The organism is Streptomyces sp. NPDC111507 (genome assembly GCF_055638955.1).
In genome coordinates this window covers 682291-707228 of the sequence record NZ_JBVKBU010000001.1, presented here as the reverse complement: position 1 = coordinate 707228, position 24938 = coordinate 682291, and the positions used below count along the sequence as shown (strand labels likewise).

The window sequence follows — 24938 nt, the reverse complement described above, 5'->3', positions numbered from 1 at the left end:
GGGGAATTGAGCGGCGTACCCCGTCCGAGCAGCATGGACGCATCCACGGAGCACACCCCAGGGAGCCGACATGCGCGCCTACCACCTCGAAACGCCCGGCACTGCCGACGGCATCGCACCGCGCGAGACGGACCGCCCCGAGCCAGGCCCCCGCGACATCCTCGTCCGCGTCCGCGCCGTCTCCCTCAACAAGCGCGATCTGCTGATCCTGAACGGTACCTATCCGCTGAAGGCCGTGCCGGACGTGATCCCGCTGAGTGACGGAGCGGGCGAAGTCGTCGCGGTGGGCGCGCAGGTGACCCGGTTCGCGGTCGGGGACCGGGTGGCGAGCACGTACTTCCCGCGGTGGATCGACGGCCGGATCACGCCCGCGCAGATCGACCAGCCCGGCGCAACCCTGCCCGGCATGCTCACGGAGTACGCGCGCCTCGACGAGAACGCGGCGGTGCGGGTGCCCGGCCACCTCGGCTGGGAGGAGGCCGCCTGCCTGCCCTGCGCGGGTGTCACGGCCTGGCACGCGCTGACCGGCGGTGACGCGCTCGCCCCCGGGCAGACCGTGCTCACACTCGGCACCGGTGCGCTGTCCCTCTTCGTGGTGCAGTTCGCCAAGATGCTGGGCGCCGAGGTCATCGCCACGACGTCCGGCGCCACCAAGGCCGGCCGTCTCAAGGCACTCGGCGCGGACCACGTCGTCAACTACTCCGAGAACCCCGAATGGGGCACGGCTGTGCGGGAGTCGACCGGCGGGCGCGGCGCCGATCTCGTCGTCGAGACCAACGGCCCCGACACCATCGAGCAGTCGATGCGCGCCGCCGCGCTCTACGGCCAGATCGTGCTCCTGACCACCGGCAACCCACGCCGACCCGGTATCGAGATCTCCAACGCGGTGTACGCGGCGAGTCTGGCGACGATCCGTCGGGTGTTCGTGGGCAGCCGGGCCCACTTCGAGTCCATGAACCGGGCCCTCACCCTGCACGGCACCCGCCCGGTCATCGACCGGGTCTTCGGCTTCGACGAGGTCCACGAGGCGTTCCGCCACTACGCGTCCGGCGTGGCCTTCGGCAAGGTCGTCATCCGCGTGGCCTGAGCGCGGCGGCCTCGCGCGCCAGGCTCTCCACACGCCCCCAGTCCTTCGCGGCGATCGCGTCCTCGGGAAGCATCCATGTCCCGCCCACGCAGCCGACGTTGGGGAGGGCGAGGTAGTCCGGCGCGTAGGTGGGGCCGATACCGCCCGTCGGGCAGAACCTGGCCTGCGGCAGCGGTCCGGCGAGCGACCTGAGGTACGCCGTGCCGCCGGCCGCCTGCGCCGGGAAGAACTTCATCTCCCGCACTCCGCGCTCCAGCAGCGCCACCACCTCCGAGGTCGTGGACACCCCCGGCAGGAACGGCACTCCGGACGCCTTCATGGCATCGAGCAGTACGTCGGTCCAGCCGGGACTGACCAGGAAGCGGGCGCCCGCGGCCACGGACTGCGTCACCTGAGCCGGCGTGATGACGGTGCCCGCGCCGACCACCGCGCCCGCAACCCCGTCCGCGATCGCCCGGATGGCGTCGAGCGCGCACGGCGTCCGCAGGGTCACCTCTATCGCGGGCAGCCCACCCGCGACGAGTGCCGTGGCCAGGGGTACGGCGTCCGCGACCTCGTTCACCACGACGACGGGAACCACGGGGGCGAGATCCAGCACGGAGGCCGCGGGAACCGAGGGCAGCGGTGAGCTCATGGGCTCATCGTGCCCTCGTCGCGCAACATGCGCAAAGAGCGTTGCATATGTTGCAACAGCTCCCGCTCGGTGCGCCTGGGCCGCTCCAAGCAGGCCGTGCGAAGTCCGCCGCGGTTCGGCAGCGCCCTGAAGGGGCGCGGGGAACTGGGCGACCAGCCACCACGGCGCCGCGGCAAAACGACGGCACGTCACGGCACTTCCAGCGGAGCGCTCAGTGCACCTCGTTCACCAGCACGTCCAGCGCCCAGGCCGTCCCCGCCCGCGCGGGCGCCTGCACCTCCACCTCGTACCCCAGGTCCCGCAAGGCCTCCACCAGCTCCGCCGGACCGGCGGGCGCGGCCCCCGCCGAAAGCAGACTCCGCACGATCCGCCCCTTCGTCGCCTTGTTGAAGTGGCTGACCACCTTCCGGGTGGGCGCGTGCAGCACCCGGACCGTCGCCGTCCGCCCGGCCACCTCGCCCTTCGGCTTCCACGCGCCCGTGTACGCCGAGGACCGCAGGTCGAGCACCAGCCCGTCGCCGGCCGCCTCGGGGAGCGCGGCGGCCATCGGCGTACGCCAGTGCGCGCCCAGCGCCCCGAGCCCCGGCAGCCTCACCCCCATCGAGCAGCGGTACGACGGGATCCTGTCCGTCACCCGGACCGCGCCCCACAGCCCGGAGAAGACCAGCAGCGAGCGGCTCGCGCGCCGCTTGGCCGCCGTGTCCAGCGAGGCCAGGTCCAGGGCGTCGTACAGCACCCCCGTGTAGATCTCCCCGGCCGGGCGCGCGCCCGCGCTGCGCAGCTCCGTGTTCTTGGCGATCTCGCCACGCAGGCCCTCGCTCAGTCCGAGCACCTCGCGGGCCTTCTCCTCGTCGCCGGCGCACAGCTCGGCCAGCTCGTCGAGGACCGCCCGACGCGCCTCGGTGAGCCCGGGCAGGGACAGCGACTCCAGCTTCAGCGCGGTTCCCCGGCGGGAGGGTGCCTTGCCCTCGGAAGGCGGCAGCAGCACGAGCACGGTGGTGTTCTCCTAACGGTGGGTGTGGCCCGGCGCCAGCCTAAGGGGTGCGGTCGGGGTGCCCGCCGCGTGCGCGCGACCTACGCTCGACCCATGCCGTGCCGCCACATCCGCGCCACCTGCGTACCGGGGGCTCCTCTGCAGGCCGCCCTGTCCGCCCTGCGGACCGGTCTCGGTGTGCCCGGGGGCTTCCCGCCCGGTGTGCTGGAGGAGGCCGCCCGGCCACCCCGCCTGCCTCCCCACGACGCGACGGACATCCCCTTCCTCACCATCGACCCACCGACGTCCGCCGACCTCGACCAGGCGATGCACCTGTCCCGCCGCGAGAACGGCCGCGGCTACCGCGTCCGGTACGCGATCGCCGACGTCGCCGCCTTCGTCGCCCCCGGCGGCGCCCTGGACGCCGAGGCGCACCGCCGCGTGACGACCCTCTACTTCCCGGACGAGAAGGTCCCCCTCCATCCGACCCGGCTCTCCGAAGGCACCGCGAGCCTCCTGCCCGACCAGACCTGCCCGGCCGTGCTCTGGACGATCGACCTGGACGCGGACGGCCGCACGGAGGGCGTCGACGTACGCCGTGCCCTCGTCCGCAGCCGCGCCAAGCTCGACTACGCGCACGTACAGAAGAGGATCGACGACGGCACGGCGGAGGAGCCGCTCGCCCTTCTCAAGGAGATCGGGACGCTGCGCGAGCGTCTGGAGGTGGAGCGCGGCGGGATCTCCCTCAACGTCCCCGAGCAGGAGATCGTCGAGAAGGACGGGACGTACGAACTCGTCTACCGCGCCCCGCTTCCCGCCGACGCCTGGAACGCGCAGATCTCCCTGCTCACCGGGATGGCGGCGGCCGACCTGATGCTCGCGCACGGCACCGGCGTCCTGCGCACGCTGCCCGCCGCCCCCGACGGCGCGGTCGGCCGCCTTCGCCGCACGGCCAGGGCCCTGCACATCGACTGGCCGCACCACGTCTCGTACGCGCGGCTCGTCCGCTCCCTCGACCCGCACCTGCCACGCCACGCGGCCTTCCTCCAGGAGTGCACGACGCTGCTGCGCGGCGCAGGCTACACGGTGTTCCGGGGCGGCGCCCTCCCGGACGTCACCTCGCACGCCGCCGTGGCCGCGCCCTACGCCCACTGCACGGCCCCCCTGCGCCGTCTCGTCGACCGCTACGCCTCGGAACTCTGCCTGGCCGCCGCCGCGGACGAACCGCCCCCCGACTGGGTGCTCACCGCCCTCGACACCCTCCCCAAGGAGATGGCCGAGGGCTCCCGGCGCGCGGGCACCGTGGAACGCGAGTGCGTCGACATCGTCGAGGCCGCGCTCCTCAAGGACCGGGTCGGGGACATCTTCGACGGATGCGTGGTGGATGTGATGGAGCGTCAGCCCACGGTCGGCACCGTCCAGTTGGAGTCCCCCGCGGTCGTCGCCCGCATCGAGGGCGGCACCGGGACGCTGCCGCTGGGGGAGCGGTTGCGGGTCCGCCTCACCCAGGCCGACCCGGGGACGGCGAAGGTACGGTTCGCGCCCGCGTGAGGGCCCGTGCGAGCCCGAGTCCCAGCTCGGTCAGCCGCCGGATCCGGGCGAGCACGACGGCGTGCCGCAGCGTGTAGTCCCGGTAGCCGTTGGGGCGCCGCTCGGGCTCCGGCAACAGCCCGAGATGGTGGTAGTGCCGTACCGTCCGCGTGGTGACACCGACGGTGACGGCGAGTTCTCCGATCCGCATGCCCTCAGTAGAAACGTTGACGCTGCGGCAAGGTCAAGCGAGAAGATCCTTGGCGGCATGAAAACGCGGGCCGCCGGCGTTGCACCCCTGACGGGGGCGACCGGGGAGGCGGCCATGGGTGCACGACGTGAAGAGGCCCGCTGGACCCGGGCCACGCTCGGCCATGACGGTCCGCCCCTCGACCTGCTGACCGCACACTTCGACCAGCACCGCTACGCACCGCACGCCCACGACGAGTTCACCATCGGCGTCTGCGTCGGCGGCTCCGAGATCATCGACTACCGGGGCGGCCGCATCCACACCGGCCCCGGCTCGATCGTCGTCCTGGCTCCGGGCGAGATGCACACCGGCGGCCCGGCCGCTTCCGACGGCTACGCCTACCGGGCGCTGTACGCCGAGCCCTCCCTGCTCACCGAGGGAATCCTGGGCAGCCTCCCGCACTTCCGGGACCCCGTCCTCGACGACCCCGAACTGGCCGCCGCCCTGCGCACCGCCCACGCGGACCTGAGCGCCTGCCCCGACCCCCTGGAGGCCGAGTCCCGCCTCCCCTGGCTGCTGGCCGCCCTCGCCCGTCGCCACTCCACGGCCCGCCCGGCGTGCGACACGGTCCCGGGAGCGGCCCCCATAGCCCACGCCGTACGCGACCGTCTCGCCGACGAACTCCAGGCTCCCCCGTCACTCGCCTCCCTCGCCACCGACCTGGGCCTCTCCCGCTACCAGCTCCTGCGCGCCTTCCGTACGACGATGGGGATACCGCCGTACGCCTGGCTGGCCCAGTACCGCGTGAACCGGGCCCGCGCCCTGCTGGAGAGCGGCCTGCGCCCCGCGGAGGTCGCCCCGCTCGTGGGCTTCGCGGACCAGGCGCACCTGACGCGCTGGTTCCGCAGAGTGCTGGGGGTGACCCCGGCGGCGTACCGCAACAGCGTTCAAGACATCTGACCGCGCGGCGGCCGAAACTCCCCCCATGACTGCACGCGGTTGGTTCCTGTTCTCCCTGATGGGAGTGGTCTGGGGCATCCCCTACCTGATGATCAAAGTGGCGGTGGACGGTGTGTCCCCGTCGACGGTGGTGTTCACGCGCTGCGCGGTGGGCGCCGCGCTGCTGCTCCCCTTCGCGATCCGCCAAGGGGGCCTTGCTCGGACCGTACGAACGTACTGGCGCCCGATGCTGGCCTTCGCGTGCATCGAGATAATGATCCCTTGGTGGACCCTCACGGACGCCGAGCGCCACCTGTCCAGCTCCACGGCGGGCCTGCTGATCGCGGGCGTACCGATCGTGGGCGTGGCCGCGGCCCGCCTCTTCGGCGACACGGAACGCCTCGGCGCCCGCAGGATGACCGGCCTGACCCTCGGCCTGTCCGGCGTCGCGGTCCTCACCGTCCCGCACCTGACCGGCGGCGACGCCCGCTCGCTGGCCGAGGTACTGCTGACGGTCATCGGCTACGCGACCGCGCCCGTCATAGTGGCCCGCCACCTCAAGAACGTCCCCTCGCTCCATCTCACGGCCGCCTGCCTGACCCTGGCGGCCCTGGTCTACGCCCCCGCGGCAGCCGCCACCTGGCCCTCCTCGTCCCCCTCCCCGCAGGTCCTGGCCTCCCTCGCGGGCCTCGGCGTCATCTGCACCGCGGTCGCCTTCGTGGCCTTCCTGGAACTGATCAAGGAGGCGGGCCCGACACGGGCGACGGTGATCACGTACGTCAACCCGGCCGTGGCGGTGGCGGCGGGAGCCGCCTTCCTGGACGAACGCCTGACGCCGGGCACCCTCGCGGCCTTCGCCCTGATCCTCGCGGGCTCGGTCCTGGCGACGGCGACGGCGACATCGCCGTCAGCGGCCGGACCAAGGCGCACCCCACGCCCGGTACCATGGTCCACACGGCAGACGAGCCGGGCGGACGGCCGCGTGGAGGTCCTTGTGGACCTTCCCGAGGAACGTCCGGGCTCCACAGGGCAAGGTGGTGGCTAACGGCCACCCGGGGTGACCCGCGGGACAGTGCCACAGAAAACAGACCGCCGGGGACCTCGGTCCTCGGTAAGGGTGAAACGGTGGTGTAAGAGACCACCAGCGCCTGAGGTGACTCAGGCGGCTAGGTAAACCCCACCTGGAGCAAGGTCAAAAGGAAACACCTCGGTGTTTCTGCGAGGACGTTCGAGGGCTGCCCGCCCGAGTCCCCGGGTAGACCGCACGAGACCGGCGGCAACGCCGGTCCTAGATGGATGGCCGTCTCCCCGGCCGCCGCGAGGCGACCGGGCGACAGAACCCGGCGTATAGCCCGACTCGTCTGCCGCTTCAGCCCTGACCAGGGAAAACAACCTGGCCGGGGCCTTTCCGCGTCCGGCTGGAGTGCCCACCTCTACCTGAGGTTTCCTGGGAGTTCTCGGGCGGTTGTGCACCGGATGTGCCTGAGGTGGGGTGCTAATTGGGTGGTGCTGCGGGCTATGAAGGGCGCGCGGGCAGGAGCCCTCGGCAGGACTTGAACTTGCGGTCAAGCGCTCGGCGGCCAGCCTCCGCAGCTCTTCACGCTTGGTCGTCAGCTCTCCCGGTGCCCCCTGCCCACGGTCGATCGTGTCCTGCTTGACCCAGTTCCGCAGTCTCGCGGCACTGACCCGAGCTCCCGGGCCACCTCGGTGACGGGCTTCCCGGACGAGCGCACGAACGCGACCGCATTCCGTTCGAACTCCTCCGTGTACCGCCTGCTGTGGTTGCTCTTGCTTCCCACCCGGCACTACTTCCTCTGGAAGCTCACGTCCCAATCTCCAGGTGTCCTGGGTCAGGGGGAAGGTTCAGGGGTGCCTGGCGACTTTGTCTGTCCGGTCCTGATCGGAATTGGGTGGAATGGCTGCTGTGCTGCTACGGCCGGGAGCGGTGGCCTGATTAGTTCGTTTGTTGCTGGAGGAACGAGGGTGTCACCCGCTGCAGTGGCGCACACGGCACACGGCGTCCGTGCTGATACCTCTCGCGGGTACGTCGCGGCTGATCGTGTCTGGTCTGGATTTCCTCCTTGCCGATGGGGTCATGGTCAGTCCCGGCGAACTCAAGGTAGTAAGGACTGCCGCGTTCGATTCGGCGGTCTGGCTGCTGCGGCCGAACAGCGATGTCGCCAGCCGCCCGCGCACACTGGATCCTGATCAAGCCAGGGTCTTCGCCCCCTACTGTCACCGGCGATCTCGCGGGTAGGGTTGTTCGGGCGGGCTCAAGGGTGGGTGGTCGTGCGGTTGTGATCAGCCGGACGCAAGAGCAGCGGTACCGCGAGATACGAGTCGTGCATGAGGGGGATTGGCAACGCCATGGATGTGTTTGGCGCGCATGAGCGGCTCATCGAAGACTACGACGAGTTCACGCGTTCCCTGGTCTGGGTGAGGGATCCTTCCATTCGTGCGCACCTCAAGGTGGAGCGAGACAGAAAGTCCAGGTGGCCTGATCCATGGATCTCGCTCAACCCCACATTCCGCAAGGGCGGAACGGTCGCGGAACTGACCGAGCCGGGATCCGATGACACCAGGCTCCTGCATCCGCTGTGCGCGCAGTACTTCCGTAACAAGAACCGCGTGGGTGATACGGCTGCGGACGAAGACATCACCCTTACTCTGCACTACCACCAGCGCCAGGCGATCGAGATCGCCGCGTCGAAGAGTTCGTACGTTCTCACCACCGGAACCGGGTCTGGAAAGAGCCTCTGTTATCTGATTCCGATCGTGAATGAGGTCCTTGAGAACCCGAACCCCGACGGCATCTCCGCGATCATCGTGTATCCGATGAATGCCTTGGCCAACAGCCAGATGGACGAGCTCAAGCACTATCTCGAGAACGGGGTGGCTTCCGAGGACCGCCGCGTCACCTTCGCCCGTTACACAGGGCAGGAGAAGCGCAAGGAGAAGGAGTCCGTACTCAACAGCAAGCCGGACATCCTGCTCACGAACTACATGATGCTCGAGTACCTCCTCACCCGCCCCGATGAGCGCAAGGAGCTGATCAAGGCGGCGAAGGGCCTGCGCTTCCTCGTCCTGGATGAGCTGCATACTTACCGGGGCCGCCAGGGGGCCGACGTGAGCATCCTGGTGCGCAGGCTCAGAGAGGCTTGCGAGGCGACGGATCTGCGGTGCGTTGGGACGTCCGCGACCATGGCCACGACGGAGACGTTCGCCGAGGCCCAGGAGACGGTGGCCGAGGTCGCCACTCGGCTCTTCGGTACTCCTGTCGATCCGGACCGGGTGATCGGAGAGACGCTTGAGCGGGCCACTGATCCCGGCCGGCCACTCGCGCCCGAGGCGCATGCGGTCGCCCTCGCTACCGCCGTGCGCCGTGCGGTCTCCGGTCCTGATGCCCTGCCGTCCTCGTATCAGGTCCTCAGCCGTGATCCGCTTGCTGTCTGGGTCGAGCATGCCTTCGGCCTCGAGCTGGAGCCGGGCCCCACGGATGGAGCCCCGCGGCGCTTCCGCCGCCGCAGTCCCACCACGATTCCGCGGGCTGCCGTCGAACTGCGCCGGGCGTGCGGCGAACAGACCGTGTCGGAGGCTGACTGCAGGGAAGCGATCAAGGCGATGCTGGAGGCCGGCGCACGGGTGAAGGATTCCGGCACCCGCCGCCCCCTGTTCGCGTTTAGGCTCCACCAGTTCCTCTCCAAGGGCGACACTGTCTACGCCAGCCTTGAGGCACCCGCCGCCCCTCGCCATCTCACGAGTCAGTACCAGCTGCGGGTACCCGGACACCAGGATCGGCCGCTGGTCCCGCTCCACTTCTGCCGTGAATGCGGTCACGACTACCTGGCTGTGACCCACGACGGGCGGCAGGAGCGTTATTTCGCCCGCAAGGACCCCGAGGCCCCGGCCGAGACAGGTGACGGCTACCTCTACGTGGACAAGGAACGTCCCTGGCCCAGCGACCCCGAGGAGATCCTGGACCGGCTTCCGGCAAGCTGGATCGAGACGGACGACCAAGGACAGCGCACGGTCGTCAAAGCCCGCAAGGACGACCTTCCCGAACAGGTGTGGATCAGCCCCGACGGGCGGCGGGCGCAGCCCGGCACCGGACTGCGCGCCTGGTGGATCAGAGCACCGTTCCGCTTCTGCCCCCGCTGCCGCGTCGGATATGAGCAGCTGCGCGTCCGGGACTTCGCCAAGCTCGCCACCTTCTCGGCCGAAGGGCGCAGTTCCGCAGTGTCCCTGGTCAGCGCGAGCGTAGTGCGGTCACTGCGTGGCCAAGCCGACCTCGGCAAGCGCGCTCAGAAGCTGCTGACGTTCGTCGACAACCGTCAGGACGCCAGTCTCCAGGCCGGCCACTTCAACGACTTCGTCCAGGTCACCCAGATCAGGGGCGCTCTGTACCGTGCCCTGGACAAGGCGGGTACGGCGGGGCTGCGCCACGATGCGCTGCCTCAGGCCGTCGCCGAGGCGCTGAACCTGCCGCTGACGGCCTACGCCCGAAACGCCCAGGTCAAGTACGGGCCGCTGGAGGACACCCAGGCGGCCCTGCGTTCCGCACTGGCCTACCGCATCTACGCGGACCTGGAGCGCGGCTGGCGGCTGACCATGCCCAACCTCTCCCAGACCGGCCTGCTGCGCTTCGACTACACCTCGCTCGCCGACATCGCCGCCGACGCCGACCTGTGGCGCGGCACCCACTGGGCTCTGGAGAACGACGACCCCGCTCACCGGCAGGAGATCGCGCGCACCCTGCTCGACGAACTGCGCCGGGCTCTCGCCGTCAACGAGAAGTGGCTGACCCAGCTGGGACACGAGCAACTGGTCGCTCTCAGCAAGGAACACCTCGCCGGTATCTGGGCCGTGCCGGACACGGATCCGCGCACACCAGCCCGGATCGCGTACGCCGGGCCGCGGCCGAAGCGCTCCTCGACAGCGGACACCGTGTACTTCAGCGCCCGCGGTGGTTACGGCCGCTATCTGCGCAGGCCGGGAGAGTTCGGAGCGCTGCCGCAGCTCGCGGGCAAACGTCTCGGTGAGGCTGACGCCGACATCATCATTGGCGATCTCCTCCGGGCACTCCGCACCGCCGGTCTGCTTCAGGTTGTGGATGAGCGGTCCGACGGCAGCCTCGGCCACCAGCTCAAGGTCTCCTCCCTGATCTGGCTGCCCGGTGACGGTGAGACCGGCGAGCCGGACCTTGTACGCAAGACGTTCGACTCCGGCGCGGGAGCCCGGGTGAATCCGTTCTTCCGGGACCTGTACCGGGACGCGGCCGACGAACTGCGAGGGCTGGAGGCCAGGGAGCACACCGCTCAGGTGGACTCGGAGATGAGACGGGAGCGCGAGCGGGGCTTCCGGGACGGGGATCTTCCGCTGTTGTTCTGCTCACCCACCATGGAGTTGGGCGTCGACATCGCGGAGCTCAACGCGGTCACCATGCGCAACGTCCCGCCGACCCCGGCCAACTACGCGCAGCGCTCGGGCCGTGCCGGACGGTCGGGTCAGCCGGCCCTGGTGACGACGTACTGCTCGACGGGCAGCGCCCATGACCAGTACTACTTCCGCCGTCCTGAACTCATGGTGTCCGGCAGTGTGGTGCCTCCGCGTATCGACCTCACCAACGAGGATCTGCTGCGCTCCCATGTACAGGCGGTGTGGCTGGCCGAGACGGGAGCGAGCCTGGGCCACCGTATGACGGAGGTACTCGACGTCGCCGCGCCCGCGAGCGAGGCGAGCGGCCCTCTGCCGCTGCCGCTCGACAAGGAACTACGCAAGACCCTGGAGACCGACGCCTACCGCCGCAACGCCATCGCACGCTGCGTACGGATCCTCGCCCCGCTGGAGGGAGATCTCGCCGACACGGCCTGGTGGTACGACGGCTGGATCGAGGACCAGGTACGAGACGCGCTGCGCACCTTCGACCGGGCCTGTGACCGCTGGCGTCGGCTGTACCGCAACGCGCACGACGAACGTGACGAGCAGGACCGCCTTGCCAACGATTCCTCGATTGGTGCTCGGGACCGCAGGCAGGCGAGGGCCCGCCGTATTCAGGCCGAGCAGCAGCTCGACCTGCTGCGCAACGACTCGGACGACAACGAGGGCGCCCGCTCCGACTTCTACACCTACCGTTACTTCGCTTCCGAGGGGTTCCTGCCTGGCTACTCGTTCCCGAGGCTGCCGCTCGCCGCATACGTTCCCGGAGAGCCCGGCGAGAGCAAGTACGGTCAGAAGCGCGGTGCCTATATTCAGCGGCCGCGGTTCATCGCCATCGGCGAATTCGGTCCTGGGGCTCTGATCTACCACGAGGGCCGCCGTTACACCGTCTCCAACGTCCAGGTCCCGATGGGGGAGACCCCTGGCCGGATCGCCACGGTGGACGCCAAGGTGTGCGGCGACTGCGGCTACTGGCATGACACCCGGGAAAAGCGTGACGACTGCCTCGGCTGCGGAGCCCGCCTCGTACCGGTCCTGCGCCGGTTGATGCAGCTGACCACCGTGTACGCGGAACCCCGACGCCGTATCTCCTCCGACGAGGAAGAGCGCCTGCGGGAGCCCTTTCACCTGAAGACCGCCTACCGCTTCCACCACGGCAAACTCACGGCCCGGTTCTGCCTTCCCGGTACCGTGGACGCCGAGCGCGCGATCGCCGAACTCACCTATGGCGACGCGGCGGTGCAGGTCATCAACCTGGGGCGGCGGACCCGTCGCCCCCCTGGTGACGAGGGCTTCTGGCTCGACCCCGTCTCGGGGCGCTGGCTGAGCGACACCAAGGCCGCCGAGCGCGCCGAGACCTCGGCGGAGCAGGAGGCGCTCGGCACCTTCCGGCTCACCACACGGACTGAGAAGGTCGTGCCCTACGCGGAGGACAGCAAGAACATCGCCGTGCTGCGGCTGTCCACCCCGGTCGACCACTACACGCGCGTGACGCTCCGCTACGCCCTGGAGCGCGGCATCGAAGCGCACTTCCAGTTGGAGGACGCCGAGCTGCACAGCGAGGACCTGCCCGATCCGGAGGACAGGGCCCGCATGCTGTTCGTCGAGGGCGCGGAGGGCGGCGCCGGAGTGCTGAGGCTGCTGCACGACGACCACGAGACGATCGCCAAGATCGCCGCCAAAGCCCTGGAAATCATTCACTACGAGTGGGAGGACGGGCAGTGGCACGACCGGAAGCACGCCAAGGGAGCCCGCGAGACCTGTGAGTTCGGCTGCTACGACTGCCTGCTCACCTACCACAACCAGCTCTTCCACCCCATGATCCGCAGGCAGACGGCAGTCGAGGTGCTGAAAGAACTTGCTCAGTGTCGGGCGGTCAGGGACCAGCCCCAGGCGGCGAGCCCCGTCGAGCACGCGGCGGCACTGGCGCTGCGTTCGTCGCACGACAGCGGCGGTGGATTCGTGGAGTGGCTGCGCGGTCACGGCTACCGGCTGCCGGACGAGACCGGCGAGGAGACGGCCTCGGCACGGGCCGTGCCCGATTTCGTCTACCGTCTACCCGACGCCGACGTCGCGGTCTTCCTGGACCTGCCCGGCCATGGCGTCCCCGACGAGTCACGCGATACCAAGGCCAGAACCTGGCTGGAGAACCGCGGCTGGCTCGTGATCGAGATGAGCGACGACAGCGAAGAGGAGTGGCACAACACCGTGCGCGCGTACCCGAACGTCTTCGGCCCGGGACGGGCGCCGCGATGACCGGCCTCTACACGCCCGGTTCACTGGTCCGCGCCCGCGACCGGGACTGGGTGGTGTTGCCCGGCACCACGGCGGACTTCGTGCTGGCCCGCCCACTCGACGGCGACAGCGAATTCGACACCCTGCTGTTCCCCGAAGAGACCGGTGACCCGCACTTCTCCGCCCCTGGGCTGCTGGTCAAGGATGACGGAACGGGTCGGTCCCAGGCTGTCGACAGCGACGACATCGGCGACTTCGCCGCCGCGTCCTTGTTGCGTACGGCCCTTCGGGTATCGGCGTCCAGCGGTGCGGGCCCGTTCCGCTGCCTGTCCGGAATCGCCGTTCAGCCACGTCAGTACCAGCTGGTGCCGTTGATGGCCGCTCTGCGTATGGACACCGTACGGCTGCTGATCGGAGACGATGTCGGCATCGGCAAGACCGTCGAGGCGTCGCTGATCGCCAAGGAACTCATCGAGCAGGGCTCCGCGACGAAGATGGCCGTGCTGTGCTCCCCGGCGCTGGCCGAGCAGTGGCAGCGCGAGCTGCACGACAAGTTCAGCCTCGATGCGGAACTCGTGCTGCCGTCCACGGCCGGCAAGCTGGAACGGTCGATCATCGAGACCGATCAGACGATCTTCGACCGGTATCCGTACACCGTCGTGTCCACGGACTTCATCAAGCAACGCGATCGCCGCGACGCCTTCCTGCGTACCTGCCCGGACCTGCTGATCGTGGACGAGGCCCACACCTGCATCGGAGCCGGTGCGGGCCGCCAGCAGCGCTACGAGCTGCTGAAGGACCTGGCTGCCGATCGTGACCGCCATCTGATCCTGATCACCGCGACCCCACACAGCGGGGACCGCGACGCCTTCGCCAAACTCACCGGCCTGCTCGACGAGAGTCTCGCCCAGCTGGATCCGACTGTACCCGCGCACCGCGACCGGATCGCCCGTCACCTGGTGCAGCGCCGTCGCCGCGACATCCGTCACTTCCTCGACGAGGACACTCCCTTCCCGGCCGATCGCATGCTGCGGGAGGTGCCGTACCGGCTCGATTCCTCGTACGCCGAGTTCGTCTCCGACGTGATCACGTACGCCCGTGAGCAGATCCGTCGGCCCGACGGCGAGCTGCGCCAGCGCATGAGCTGGTGGTCCGTCCTTGCGCTGTTGCGCTGTGTGCTGTCCTCCCCCGCGGCGGGCCGGGCGACCCTGACCACCCGCTCCGCGGTCGGCGCCGCACGCACCCCTCAGGAGGCCGACCGCATCGGCCGCGACGCGGTCCTGGAAGCCCCGGATGCGGAGGCGTCGGAGGGCCTGGACGCCGTTCCCGGCACACTCCTCGACGGAGGGGAACCGCCCGTCGCTGACGCGAAGACCGATGACGCGCGGAGCACGGGGGCGCCCGAGGAGGCCACCCGTCCTCGCAAGGCGGACCGTCGGCTGAAGGAGTTCGCCCAGCGTGCCGCCGAACTTGCGGGCCCCGAGCACGACGCGAAGCTGCGCCTGCTGATCGACGAGGTCAAGGCACTCATCGCTGACGGCCACGATCCCATCGTGTTCTGCCGCTACATCCCCACCGCAGACTACGTCCGTACCCACCTCCACGATGCTCTCGGTGGCCGGGCGCACGTCGAGGCGATCACCGGCAACCTGCCCCCCGAGGCGCGGGAGGCACGCGTCGCGGAGCTCACAGTACGGTCCGGACGCCAGGTCCTGGTGGCCACCGACTGCCTGTCCGAGGGCGTCAACCTCCAGGAGCGCTTCAGCGCCGTCCTCCACTACGACCTGTCGTGGAACCCGACCCGCCACGAGCAGCGCGAGGGTCGGGTCGACCGGTTCGGCCAGCGCAGTGAACGTGTCATGGCCGTCACGCTCTATGAGACCGACACCGGTATCGACGGACTCGTCCTGGACGTCCTGATCCGCAAACACCGCGACATCGCCCAGCAGACCGGTGTCGCCCTGCCTGTGCCCAGGGCGGGGGAGCGGGTCCTGGAGGCGCTCACCAACAGTCTGCTGCTGCGCGGTCGGCCCGAGGCGGCGGCCGCCGGTCAGATGTCCTTCGACTTTGGGGCGGACGAGCAGATCGGGGCGGCCCGCGACGCGCTGCACCGCGAATGGGAGAGCGCCGCGGAAAGGGAGTCACGGATTCCGACCAAGTTCTCCCACTCCGGTATGCGGCCGCAGGATGTCGAGGACGAGCTGACCGCGCTGCGGCAGGTCCTCGGCGTACCCGGCGACATCGTCGAGTTCACCCGGGAATCCCTCGCCGCGTTGCGCGCCCCGGTGCGGAGTCTCCTGCATGCTCCGGGCTTCGCCGCCCAGCCCGGCCCGCTCCCCGCCGGCCTGCGCCATGCCCTCGGCGTGTACGAGACCGAGGACCAGGCGGCGGCTGCCGCCGGCACCGGAAGGACCACACGCCGAACGACGGCGAAGGCCCCTCGGAGCACCAAGTCCCCGAAAAAGACCGCCGGTTCCGCGTCCGGCCCCCGCGACCTGGTCTTCCACCGGGACCTGCCCGTTCCGCCGAACGAGCACGCGCTGGTACGCACCGACCCCGCGGTCCGCGCCATCGCCCGCTACGTCCTGGACTCCGCACTCGACCCCGCCGTATCGACCGAGGACCGACCCGCCCGCCGCCTCGGCGTGATCCGTACCGAATCCGTCGACACCTACACCGTGCTCCTGCTGGCCCGCTACCGCCTCCAGCTCAAACTGCCCCTCAAGCGCAGTGGCGAGTCCAAGGAACTGGTCGCCGAGGACGCCCGTGTGCTGGGCTGGCGCCCTGACGACGACGGCGGTATCGAATGGCTCACCGACGAGGAGACCGCCCGTCTCCTCGCCGCCGAACCCAAGGGCAGCGTCATCACCGAGCAACGCGTGCGCGCCGTCAGCCGTGCCCTGGGCGAGCTGAGGCTTCCCGAGGTGCGCGACCATGTGCACGCCTACGGGGATCAGCTCGCCGCGCAGCTCACCACCGCGCATCTGCGGGTGCGCGAGGCCGCGGGCGAGCGTGGTCGTGCGCTCGGTGCCGCCGCGGCCCGCCGTATCACCGTCACCCCTGCCGGGCCGCCCGACGAGCTCGGCGTCTACGCCTTCGTACCCGCCGGAGTCCGCCGTTGACCGCCGTACTGCCCGACCCGCGGGCCGCCGTCCCCTCCGTGTCCACGTCCGCCGTTCGGGTCGAGGGCCGACTCTTCACGGCTGATCTGCTCGCCCGGGTCACCGCGGGGGACCGCGAGCTGCCCGGCTGCGCCCCCGCCGACTACGGCCTGTACCGCGGCGAACGCATCGGCGACGCGGCGGGCCGCGCTTGGACGGCGCTCACCGGCGCCTACCGGGCCTTCCGTGACGATCTCGACCGACTGCCCGGGGAGAAGTCCGCGACCACGCTCACCCGCAGGGCGTGGTTGCTGCGTCTGTTCACGGAGCTCGGCTACGGGCCGCTGGCCGCCGACGGCGTCACCGTCGAGCACCCTGGCCGGGGCGAGCGGCTGCACACGAGCCATCGCTGGCAGGACCACCTTCCGGTGCACCTGCTGGCTTGGGACAAACCGCTCGACCGCAAGGTGGGCAGCCGGCGCGCCCCGCAGTCTGTCCTCCAGGAGCTTCTCAACGTCTCGCCCGGCCACCTCTGGGGCATCCTCTCCAACGGCCAACTCCTACGCGTCCTGCGGGACTCGACCTCCCTCGTCGGCTCCGCGTATTTGGAGTTCGACCTCGAAGCGATCTTCGACAACGACCAGTACGCCGACTTTGTCCTCCTGTACTCCCTGCTGCACGCATCCCGTTTCGAGCTGGTGGCCAAGCCGCGCAAACGCGGTCGTGGGCGGGCCGGCGCGGATGCGGGAGAAGAACCAGACGGTGACACCGCCGAAGAACCGGAGTCGGCGGAGACGTCTGAGGGCAACGAAGGGGACAGCGAGGAGGACGAGGGCGAGTACGACTCCCGTAGCGACGCGGTCGGCGGGGCAGCGCAACTGACGCTTGACGAGACCGGGGACCCCGACGCCCCCGCCCTCACCCCGGCCGACTGCCGCATCGAGTGGCTGCGCACCCACTCCGTCGAGACCGGCCTGCGCGCCCGCGACCACCTCCGTGACCAGGTCGCCGACGCCCTCGGCGTGCTCGGCACCGGCTTCCTGGGCACCAACGAGCATCTGCGGGACGCCGTCGCACGCGGCGGCCAGGAGGCCCTGGAGGAGTTCCATCACGAACTGCTGCGCCTCGCCTACCAGTTGATCTTCCTGTTCGTGGCCGAGGACCGAGGCATTCTCCTCGACCCGGAGGAGTCCGAGGAGGTGGCAGGCGCTCGTAAGCGGTATATGGCCTACTTCTCCACCAGACGCCTGCGCCGTATCGCCTTCCGCCGTCCGGGAGACCGCAACACCGACCTTTGGACCACCCTGTGCAGAGTGCTCGACGCCCTCGGCACTGACGGTGGGGCACCCGCTCTCGCCCTGCCCGAACTCGGCGGCCTGTACTTCCGGGACGTCCGGGACGAGGACGACGTCGCCGCCACCCGGCTCGGCTCGGCCGAACCACTGCGTACCGCCAGGCTGCCCAACGACCGCCTCCTGGAGGCCGTACGGCTGCTGTGCCAGGTCCAGGACACGCACCGCCGCTGGCAGCGCGTCGACTACCGCCACCTCGGCGCCGACGAACTCGGCAGCGTCTACGAGTCCCTGCTGGAACTACGGCCCCGGCGCAGCGCCCAGCCGGAACGCTTCTGGCTCCAGACCCTCGCGGGCAACAAACGCAAGACGACCGGCGCCTACTACACGCCCGTAAGCGTCATCGAGAAACTCCTGGACGAGGCACTCGACCCGGTCATAGAGGGCTTCGCGACGACGGACCCACGCCGTCTCCTCGACCTGAGGTTCATCGATCCCGCCTGCGGTTCGGGCCACGTCCTGGTCGCTGCTGCGCGCCGCGTCGCCCTCCGCTACGCCCAACTCGACACCGGGGACCCCGAACCGGCCCCGGAGCGGGTGCGAGCCGCGCTCGCCGAGGTCGTACGCCACTGCGTGCATGGCGTGGATATCAACCCGATGGCGGTGGAGATCGCCAAGGTCTCCCTGTGGCTGGAGTCCCTGGAGCCCGGTCGGCCCCTCGCCTTCCTCGACGACCGCGTCAAGGTGGGCAACGCCCTGCTCGGTACGACGCCGAAGCTTGTTGCGGAGGCGATCCCGGACGGCGCGTTCAAGAAGCTCGCGGGCGACGACGGCAAGATCCTCACGCGGCTCAAGGCGACCAACAAGAAGGAGCGCGCCGGCGGCGACGGAATCCAGACGGCCTTGGGGCGCAGCCCGCTACGGGTCGGGACGGCCGAACTCCGCCAGGAGGCGGAAGAGCTGGCCAAGCTGCCGGACCGCAGTCTGTCCCAGGTACGTGAACAGGCCCGCCGCTACGAGGAGTTCGTACGGGAGTCCGAGGAACGCCAACGCCATCAGCGCGTCGCGGACGCCTGGTGCGCGGCTTTCCTGTGGCCCAAGTACGAGGGCGCTCCCTCGGCGATCACGAGCACCACGCTGCTGTATCTGGCAGACGGCGGCACCCTGGACGAAGAGGAGACCGAGACCCTCCAGAACATCGCCTCCCGAAACCAGTTCTTCCACTGGCACCTGGAGTTCCCGCGCGTCTTCCGCGTCGAGAACGACGAGGACGACGACCACAACCCGGACACCGGCTGGCAGGGCGGCTTCGACTGCATCCTCGGCAACCCGCCGTGGGAGCGTGTCAAGATCCAGGAGAAGGAGTGGTTCGCCTCCCGCGACGAGACCGTCGCCGACGCGCTGAACGCCCACGAGCGCAAGAAGCTCATCGCGGCGCTTCAGCAGAGCGAGGACGCCGTAGACCGCGAGCACTACGACGACTTCCAGGTGGCGCTGCGAGAGGCGGCGGGTACGACACTGATGCTCCGAAACTCCGGCATCTTCCCGCTCACCGGACACGGCGACGTCAACACTTACGCGGTGTTCGCCGAGCGAGCTCGGATGCTGCTCGCCCCGAAGGGGATGTCGGGGCTTGTGCTGCCGACGGGGATCGCGACGGACATGACGACGTCGCGGTTCTTCGGGGATCTAGTAGAGCGGCGGCAGTTGGTGACGGTGTTGGACATGGAGAACGAGGAGAAGGTCTTTCCCGACGTCCACAACCAGTACCGCTTCTGCCTGTTCACGGTCTGCGGACCGGACGGGCGTCACGAGCGGGCGCGGCTTGCGTTCCGGGCTCGCAGGCCCGACCAGTTGGATGCCCGCACCTTCGAGTTGGACGCGCAGGGCTTCCGCGACATCAACCCCAACACGCGAACCTCACCCGTGTGCGAGAGCCCGGAGCACCTGAGCGTGCTGCGGGGGATTCATGAGCGGGTGCCGGTGCTGTGGGCGGACAAGGGGATGGGGGGTGAGCGGAATGCTTGGGGGCTGCGGTTCATGCGTATGTTCGACATGGCCAGCGACTCGAAGCGGTTCCTGACGGACGAGACTCTGCTCAACGACGGCTGGACTCGCGCGGGCACTACGTTCGTGCGCGAGGACGAGCGTGCCCTGCCGCTCTACGAGGGCAAGTTCGTCCACCACTATGACTCGCGCTTCGCGACGTACGAGAACGCGACGCAGGCGCAGAAGAACAAGGGGACGCTGCCCCGGCTGGACACGGGGGCGCATGAGGATCCGTATGCGGTGCCGCTGCCCCGGTACTGGGTGTCGGAGAGGCTGGTCGACGCCCGTCTCGCAGCGGAGCCGCTGAAGCCGGAGACGGAGTGGCCGTACGACTGGCTGATGGGCTGGCGCGATGTGTGCCGGGCGTCGGACGAGCGGACGGTGATCGCTTCGGTGGTGCCTCGGACGGCGGTGGGGCATACGACTCCGTTGCTGCTCCCTGTTCATCATCAGCTGCCGCTTGAGGGGCTCCTCGCCAACCTGTGCACGTTCGTCGTGGACTTCACTGCGCGCCAGAAGATCTCGGGTGCCCACTTGACGTACACGTATCTGGAGCAACTTCCCGTCCTGAGCCCCGATGCCTACTCCCGCCCCACCCCCTGGCTTGCGAACGAGCCCCCGGCCCCCTGGATCCGCGATCGAGTCCTCGAACTCACCTATACCTCCCACGAACTGGCCCCCTTCGCCAGCCACCTGGGCGACGAGGGGTATCCGTTCGTCTGGGACGAAGAGCGCCGCTTTCTGATGCGGGCGGAGTTGGACGCCGCGTATTTCCACCTGTACGGCGTGTCCGAGGGAGAGGCAGCCCTCGTGCTGGACAGCTTCCGAGCGTTCCGCAACAAGAAGCCGGAGCTGTTCCAGCATACGAAGGACGAGATCCTGGCGATCTACCGTGAGATGGCGAAGGCGGCGGAGCATGGCACGCGGTACGTCCACGCCGAGCTGAGCCCGGCCCCCGGCCGGGGCCGTCGGCACGGGCCCGGTACGAGTCCGCTCACTCGGTCGATGCCCCCGGCCCCGGAGCCGCCGGACTCGGACGGGCACATGGTCGCCGACGCGGGTCGGCCTGACGCGGTGGACGTCCTGTTCGGCATGGCGGACATCGGGGAGGACGAGCAGCTCGGCTTCTGGAGTTGAGGCGCAGCAGGGGAAGATCAGCGCCGGTCACAGTTCGCCGGCGATGACCCCTTCCCGGAAGGCGGCCCACTCCGAGGCGGTGAACCGCAGGGGTTCCCGTCCGGGGTTCTTGGAATCCCGGACGGCCCTGGCGCCGCCGAGGAGTTGGGCGACCTCTACGCAGTCGTGCTCCGCGCCGCTGGCTGATGCCTTGTGCCATATCGCGCCGGTGAGGTCACATGCGTACAGCTCAGCCTTCGGGTCGTTCACTCCTGTGGCCTTCTTCCAGTTCGGCGATCTTCGCGAGCGAGTCCTCCACAGAAAGGGCCGTCGCGCGGATGCGTTCGAAGGCTTTGGCGAAGGGCGTCGCGTCCTCGCCTTCAACGTACGTCGCGCCGCTGACGTTTTCCAAGAGCACTACTGAGGGCATGGGATGCGGGAACCCGGTCAGGGTGAAGCCACCGACAACGCCGGGATGCGCAGTGGCGGCCAGCGGCATCAACTGCACGGTGACATTGGGCATTTCTGAGACGTCGAGCAGCCGACGGAGTTGCTCACGCATGGTCGTGGGACGCACAGCGAAGCGCTGATGCAGCGCCGCCTCGTGCACGATGGCCCACAGCTCCGGCGCTGTACCTGGACGGGACAGCACCGATTGCCGGGCCATCCGCACCTCGGCCAGAGCGGCCACTTCCTCCGGCGTGCGAGATGTCGTGACGCCCGAGATCGTCTCCCGTGCGTAGGGGGCTGTCTGCAGCAGACCGGGGATGACCAGCGGAGACCAGGCACAGATCATCTCGGCGTCCGCTTCGAGCGAGATGTAGTCGGCGTAAGAGGGCGACACGATCGCGCTGTACGTCTGCCACCAGCCCTTCTTCCCCGCATCCCGCGCGAGGTTCTCCAACGCATCGATCACGGAGGGGTCTTCGACCCCGTACACCGCCAGTAGGACACTCACATCGGCGTGCCGGATCGCCTGGGTGGCGCCTTCGATCTTCGAGAGCTTCGGCCCCCTCCAGCCCATGGCAGTGGCGGCGGCGTCAAGTGTCATTCCGGCTTCGGCGCGAAGGCGTCGCAGCGTCGCACCAAGGCGTCGACGTCGAACCGTGGGGACCAGTGGTGAGTTGGGCATGCGTGAAGTCTGACAAGCCCCACACGTCGATCGCACACCGTCGCGAGCACTTCACCCTTTTGGGTTGGAAGTTTTCTACCTAAGGGAGAATCTTCTCGGCGTGGCTGAAGCTATCGGCAACGGAACGTAAGCGCGAGGAGGCGCCATGCACCCCACCCCCGCCGAGGCCACGCCCGCCCATGCCACCCCCCATCCTCCCGAACTCGCCCTCTCCATCCCCGGCTACTACCTCCGCCCCCGCCCCCAGGGCTTCGCCGCCCATATCTGTGCCTCCCCTGAAAACCTTTACGGGGTAAGGACGTTGGCTCGCTCCGCCCTGCTCGCGCACGGCGTGGGGCCCGACGTCGTCGACGCCGTGCAGCTCGTCGTCTCCGAACTGGTCGGCAACTCGGTGCGGGCATGCGGAGACCACGTACCGCTTGTCGTGGAGGTGTACGTGACGTCGTACGGCATCGCGGTGAATGTGCACGACCCGGACCCCGGGGTCCTGCCACGGCGAAGGGCGACACCGCTGGACAGCGTCGAGGCGGAGACGGGGCGGGGGCTCGGCCTGGTCGATCTGCTCGCGCCGGACTGGCAGGTACGACGGTCAACGATCGGGAAGCAAGTGCGCTGCCGGGTGCCTGTGCCCGCTCAGCCCATGCTGAACTGAACTGCGGTGGCAGCGTGGTAAGGCGTGCGGCGCGACCCGGAAGCACACCGCTCCTGCCGGAGTGGCATCGTCACCGGCGATCGCGCCCGGATGCAGGCACCCGCTGTCCAGTACCCCGCCAGGCCGGATCGTGCCTTGGCTTGAACACCGTCCCATCGCCGGATTGTCAGTGGTCGCCGCTATGTTGGTGGCGCTGGAGTTGATCGGCCTGTGACCGGGGCGTATGCGCCGGGATGGGGCGAGTACGGAGAGGCTGGGGGATGTCATGACCGTGGTCTTCGAGTTGAACGCGCGTGCGGTGCACGGCGCCATGCTGGTGCTCGCCAAGCTGCCGAAAGGCCACGGGCTGGCGTTCCGAGAGGTGTGGGAGCGGGTGCAGGAGCTGGACCCGTCGCTGAAGGCGGACTGGGAGGAGGCCTTTCCGGACCTGTCGACCACGATCAGGACCAAGCTGCGGTACGAGAGCATCAACCTCGGCAAGGCGGGCTGGCTGCGCAAGACGGGCCGGACGTGGAGGCTGACCGGCCCGGGGCGTCAGGCGTTCCTGGCGTACGAGGGCGATCCGGCGGCGCTCCTGACCCGCGCGTACGAGCGATACGGATACTGGAGTACCGAGCGCGCGGCCTTCGACCGGGCGGCGGAGATCCTGGAGACGTTGCCGGACGCCAACCAGTGGGTGGAGATCGCCGACCTGGCGCGGGCTGTCGGTCTGGAGGAGGAGCCGTTGCGGGCGTGGCTCCAGAGTCATCGCCCGACCGGCTGGCATCTCGCTCTGGGAGCGGACGGGGAAGTTCCCGAGCAACTCGGTCTGGCAGAGGGCGAGTACGACGACTGGCGCACGCTCCTTGAGGAGAGTCGGGTCTATGACCCGGCGGCCTCCGGGGCGCATGCGGTGCGCGCACTGCTCACGAAGAGAATTCGGGGGGAGGAGCTTCAGGACCTCGTGCCTCAGGAGCTCAAGGCCGCGGCCCCGGAGGACAAGCCGCGCCGGCGGGCCTGGCTCATCCGCGGAACCGATGGGAGGGGAGCGACGCTGATCCGCTCGCTGTGGCGGGAGAAGGGCGTCTGCACGCTCTCGGCGGACCGGCTTCCCGGACTGGCCGAGGGGGATGAACCGGAGCACGTGCGCCAGGTCGTCGACCTGTACTACACCGATCTCAGCCAGTCCCGGCGCACCGAAACGGCCACCGCCTTCCATGCCTTCCTGTCCCGGATGAGGGAGGGCGACATCGTGGTCACCACCGATGGCGACCAGATCTACCTCGGCGAGGTCAGGGGCCCGGCCGTGTCGACCGTCACGGGAGACGGGACCGTTCTGCAGAGGGCGGTTGACTGGAGGAATCTGGACAGCCCGCTCACCATGGACGACCTGCCCGAGGCACTCACCGGCCCGCTGGGCAGCCCGAACTCCGGCCTGCTCGAACTCTCCGAGTTCACCGGCGACCTCGAAGTCTTTCTCGACGAGGACCCCGAGCAAACCCCCACGGGTGCGGTCGACGCCGCCGAACTGCCCGACGCCACACCGGAGCTGGCCGACGAACTGACCATGCGCGACACCGAATGGCTCCAGGACTGCGTGGAACTGCTTCGTGACCGGCCCCAGCTGATCCTGCACGGACCGCCGGGCACCGGAAAGACCTTCGCGGCCCTCGCCCTGGCCCGCCACCTCACGGCGGGCCGGTCGGCCAACGTCCAGCTGGTGCAGTTCCATCCGGCCTATTCGTACGAGGACTTCTTCGAGGGCTTCCGCCCGCGCGCGGTCCCTCTCGCACCGGAGGAAACCCGGGGCGGGAGCGGCCCGAAGGCCGTGACGGGAGGACCTGCTGGAAAGGGTCTCTCAGATGCCGGATCCGGCATCGTTTTCGATCTGGTCCCGGGCCCCCTCAAGAACCTCGCCGAGAAGGCCGATGACAACCCCGGGGAGAACTTCGTCCTGGTCATTGATGAGATCAACCGTGGCCATCTCGCCAAAGTCTTCGGCGAGCTGTACTTCCTCCTCGAATACCGCCGTGAGTTCGTGCACTTGCTGTACGGCTCCGACAAGGGGCGCCGCTTCAGGCTGCCGCGCAACCTGGTCATCCTCGGCACGATGAACACGACGGACCGTTCGATCGCTCTCATGGACGCGGCAATGCGCCGGCGTTTCTCCTTCATGGAACTGCACCCGTCCGAGAGGCCGGTGGATACCGTTCTCGCCGACTGGCTGGCGAAGAAGCAGTTCCCGCAGGACGCCGCTCGTCTTCTCGACGCCCTCAACAGCCGCATCGAGCGGTCCCGGCTCGACGACCGCGACTTCAGGATTGGCCCGTCCTACTTCATGCGCACGCCGGTGCACACCCACCCCAAAGGTCTGGATCGGGTCTGGCGCCACCAGATCCTGCCCCTGCTCAAGGAGCTCCACTGGGGGGACGATGTCGACGTGTCGTCCGAGTACGGCCTGGAGGGGCTGCGGGAGGAGCTCGGACTCGGCGCACCAACCGCTGCCCCGGCCGCTGAGGAGGGGCCGGGCGAGGGTGTTCCGGCGGCGCGAGGGGCCGCTGAGTGATGGAGGCCAGCGGGCGGCAGCGGCCCT

General features: G+C 69.3%; 12 protein-coding genes, 1 other RNA gene and 2 pseudogenes. 10 read left to right on the top strand and 5 right to left on the bottom strand.

Going from position 1 to position 24938, the window contains the following annotated elements; all coding sequences use genetic code 11:
* Positions 1-70: 70 nt before the first annotated feature.
* A complete protein-coding gene (locus ACZ7M2_RS03165) occupies positions 71-1087 on the top strand; it encodes a zinc-dependent alcohol dehydrogenase family protein (RefSeq protein WP_471593900.1) in 1017 nt (338 codons plus the stop codon).
* Here the strand turns inward: ACZ7M2_RS03165 and eda are convergent.
* Positions 1071-1721 (bottom strand): bifunctional 4-hydroxy-2-oxoglutarate aldolase/2-dehydro-3-deoxy-phosphogluconate aldolase, encoded by a 651-nt coding sequence (gene eda, locus ACZ7M2_RS03160; RefSeq protein ID WP_471593899.1) that lies wholly within the window; start codon positions 1719-1721, stop codon positions 1071-1073. The two genes, ACZ7M2_RS03165 and eda, sit on opposite strands and share 17 nt — an antisense overlap.
* Before the next feature lie 211 nt (positions 1722-1932).
* On the bottom strand, positions 1933-2715 hold the full coding sequence (yaaA, locus tag ACZ7M2_RS03155; RefSeq protein ID WP_471593898.1) for a peroxide stress protein YaaA: 783 nt from the start codon (positions 2713-2715) through the stop codon (positions 1933-1935).
* Positions 2716-2808: 93 nt separating this feature from the next.
* Between yaaA and ACZ7M2_RS03150 the strand changes: the two genes are divergently transcribed.
* Positions 2809-4245, top strand: a complete 1437-nt coding sequence (locus ACZ7M2_RS03150) for an RNB domain-containing ribonuclease (RefSeq protein ID WP_471593897.1) — start codon at positions 2809-2811, stop codon at positions 4243-4245.
* Between the two features lie 7 nt (positions 4246-4252).
* Here the strand turns inward: ACZ7M2_RS03150 and ACZ7M2_RS03145 are convergent.
* Positions 4253-4435 (bottom strand): annotated as a pseudogene (locus ACZ7M2_RS03145) (MerR family transcriptional regulator); the annotation flags it as partial.
* A gap of 114 nt (positions 4436-4549) precedes the next feature.
* On the opposite strand from ACZ7M2_RS03145, the gene ACZ7M2_RS03140 reads away from it, so the two are divergent.
* The 6 genes and pseudogenes from ACZ7M2_RS03140 (at position 4550) to ACZ7M2_RS03115 (ending at position 20603) form a co-directional block, all read left to right on the top strand.
* Positions 4550-5374, top strand: a complete 825-nt coding sequence (locus tag ACZ7M2_RS03140) for an AraC family transcriptional regulator (protein WP_471593896.1) — start codon at positions 4550-4552, stop codon at positions 5372-5374.
* A gap of 25 nt (positions 5375-5399) precedes the next feature.
* A pseudogene (locus ACZ7M2_RS03135) lies at positions 5400-6179 on the top strand (DMT family transporter); the annotation flags it as partial.
* A 136-nt stretch (positions 6180-6315) separates the two neighbouring features.
* Positions 6316-6717: RNase P RNA component class A (gene rnpB / locus ACZ7M2_RS03130), an RNA gene on the top strand.
* Between the two features lie 1264 nt (positions 6718-7981).
* Positions 7982-13045 (top strand): DEAD/DEAH box helicase, encoded by a 5064-nt coding sequence (locus tag ACZ7M2_RS03125; protein ID WP_471593895.1) that lies wholly within the window; start codon positions 7982-7984, stop codon positions 13043-13045.
* The gene (locus ACZ7M2_RS03120) at positions 13042-16146 is read left to right on the top strand and encodes a helicase-related protein (protein WP_471593894.1); all 3105 of its coding nucleotides are present in this window, start codon (positions 13042-13044) and stop codon (positions 16144-16146) included. Before ACZ7M2_RS03125 ends, ACZ7M2_RS03120 begins: the two co-directional genes overlap by 4 nt.
* Positions 16143-20603: an Eco57I restriction-modification methylase domain-containing protein gene (locus ACZ7M2_RS03115; RefSeq protein ID WP_471593893.1), complete on the top strand. Its 4461-nt coding sequence runs from the start codon at positions 16143-16145 to the stop codon at positions 20601-20603. Before ACZ7M2_RS03120 ends, ACZ7M2_RS03115 begins: the two co-directional genes overlap by 4 nt.
* 27 nt (positions 20604-20630) lie before the next feature.
* Here ACZ7M2_RS03115 and ACZ7M2_RS03110 read toward each other — a convergent pair whose 3' ends face one another.
* Together ACZ7M2_RS03110 and ACZ7M2_RS03105 are read right to left on the bottom strand one after the other, a co-directional pair.
* The gene (locus ACZ7M2_RS03110; RefSeq protein WP_471593892.1) at positions 20631-20852 is read right to left on the bottom strand and encodes a DUF397 domain-containing protein; all 222 of its coding nucleotides are present in this window, start codon (positions 20850-20852) and stop codon (positions 20631-20633) included.
* A complete protein-coding gene (locus ACZ7M2_RS03105; RefSeq protein WP_471593891.1) occupies positions 20833-21714 on the bottom strand; it encodes a helix-turn-helix domain-containing protein in 882 nt (293 codons plus the stop codon). Before ACZ7M2_RS03105 ends, ACZ7M2_RS03110 begins: the two co-directional genes overlap by 20 nt.
* A 145-nt stretch (positions 21715-21859) precedes the next feature.
* On the opposite strand from ACZ7M2_RS03105, the gene ACZ7M2_RS03100 reads away from it, so the two are divergent.
* Together ACZ7M2_RS03100 and ACZ7M2_RS03095 are read left to right on the top strand one after the other, a co-directional pair.
* The gene (locus ACZ7M2_RS03100) at positions 21860-22366 is read left to right on the top strand and encodes an ATP-binding protein (RefSeq protein ID WP_471593890.1); all 507 of its coding nucleotides are present in this window, start codon (positions 21860-21862) and stop codon (positions 22364-22366) included.
* 265 nt (positions 22367-22631) lie between these two features.
* Positions 22632-24911: an McrB family protein gene (locus ACZ7M2_RS03095; protein ID WP_471593889.1), complete on the top strand. Its 2280-nt coding sequence runs from the start codon at positions 22632-22634 to the stop codon at positions 24909-24911.
* Positions 24912-24938: the final 27 nt, after the last annotated feature.

Coding starts and splice junctions, on each gene's coding strand:
- ACZ7M2_RS03165 (WP_471593900.1), top strand. CDS start 71: ATGCGCGCCTACCACCTCGAAACGCCCGGCACTGCCGACGGCATCGCA.
- ACZ7M2_RS03150 (WP_471593897.1), top strand. CDS start 2,809: ATGCCGTGCCGCCACATCCGCGCCACCTGCGTACCGGGGGCTCCTCTG.
- ACZ7M2_RS03100 (WP_471593890.1), top strand. CDS start 21,860: ATGCACCCCACCCCCGCCGAGGCCACGCCCGCCCATGCCACCCCCCAT.
- ACZ7M2_RS03095 (WP_471593889.1), top strand. CDS start 22,632: ATGACCGTGGTCTTCGAGTTGAACGCGCGTGCGGTGCACGGCGCCATG.
- ACZ7M2_RS03105 (WP_471593891.1), bottom strand. CDS start 21,714: ATGCCCAACTCACCACTGGTCCCCACGGTTCGACGTCGACGCCTTGGT.
- eda (WP_471593899.1), bottom strand. CDS start 1,721: ATGAGCTCACCGCTGCCCTCGGTTCCCGCGGCCTCCGTGCTGGATCTC.
- ACZ7M2_RS03120 (WP_471593894.1), top strand. CDS start 13,042: ATGACCGGCCTCTACACGCCCGGTTCACTGGTCCGCGCCCGCGACCGG.
- ACZ7M2_RS03140 (WP_471593896.1), top strand. CDS start 4,550: ATGGGTGCACGACGTGAAGAGGCCCGCTGGACCCGGGCCACGCTCGGC.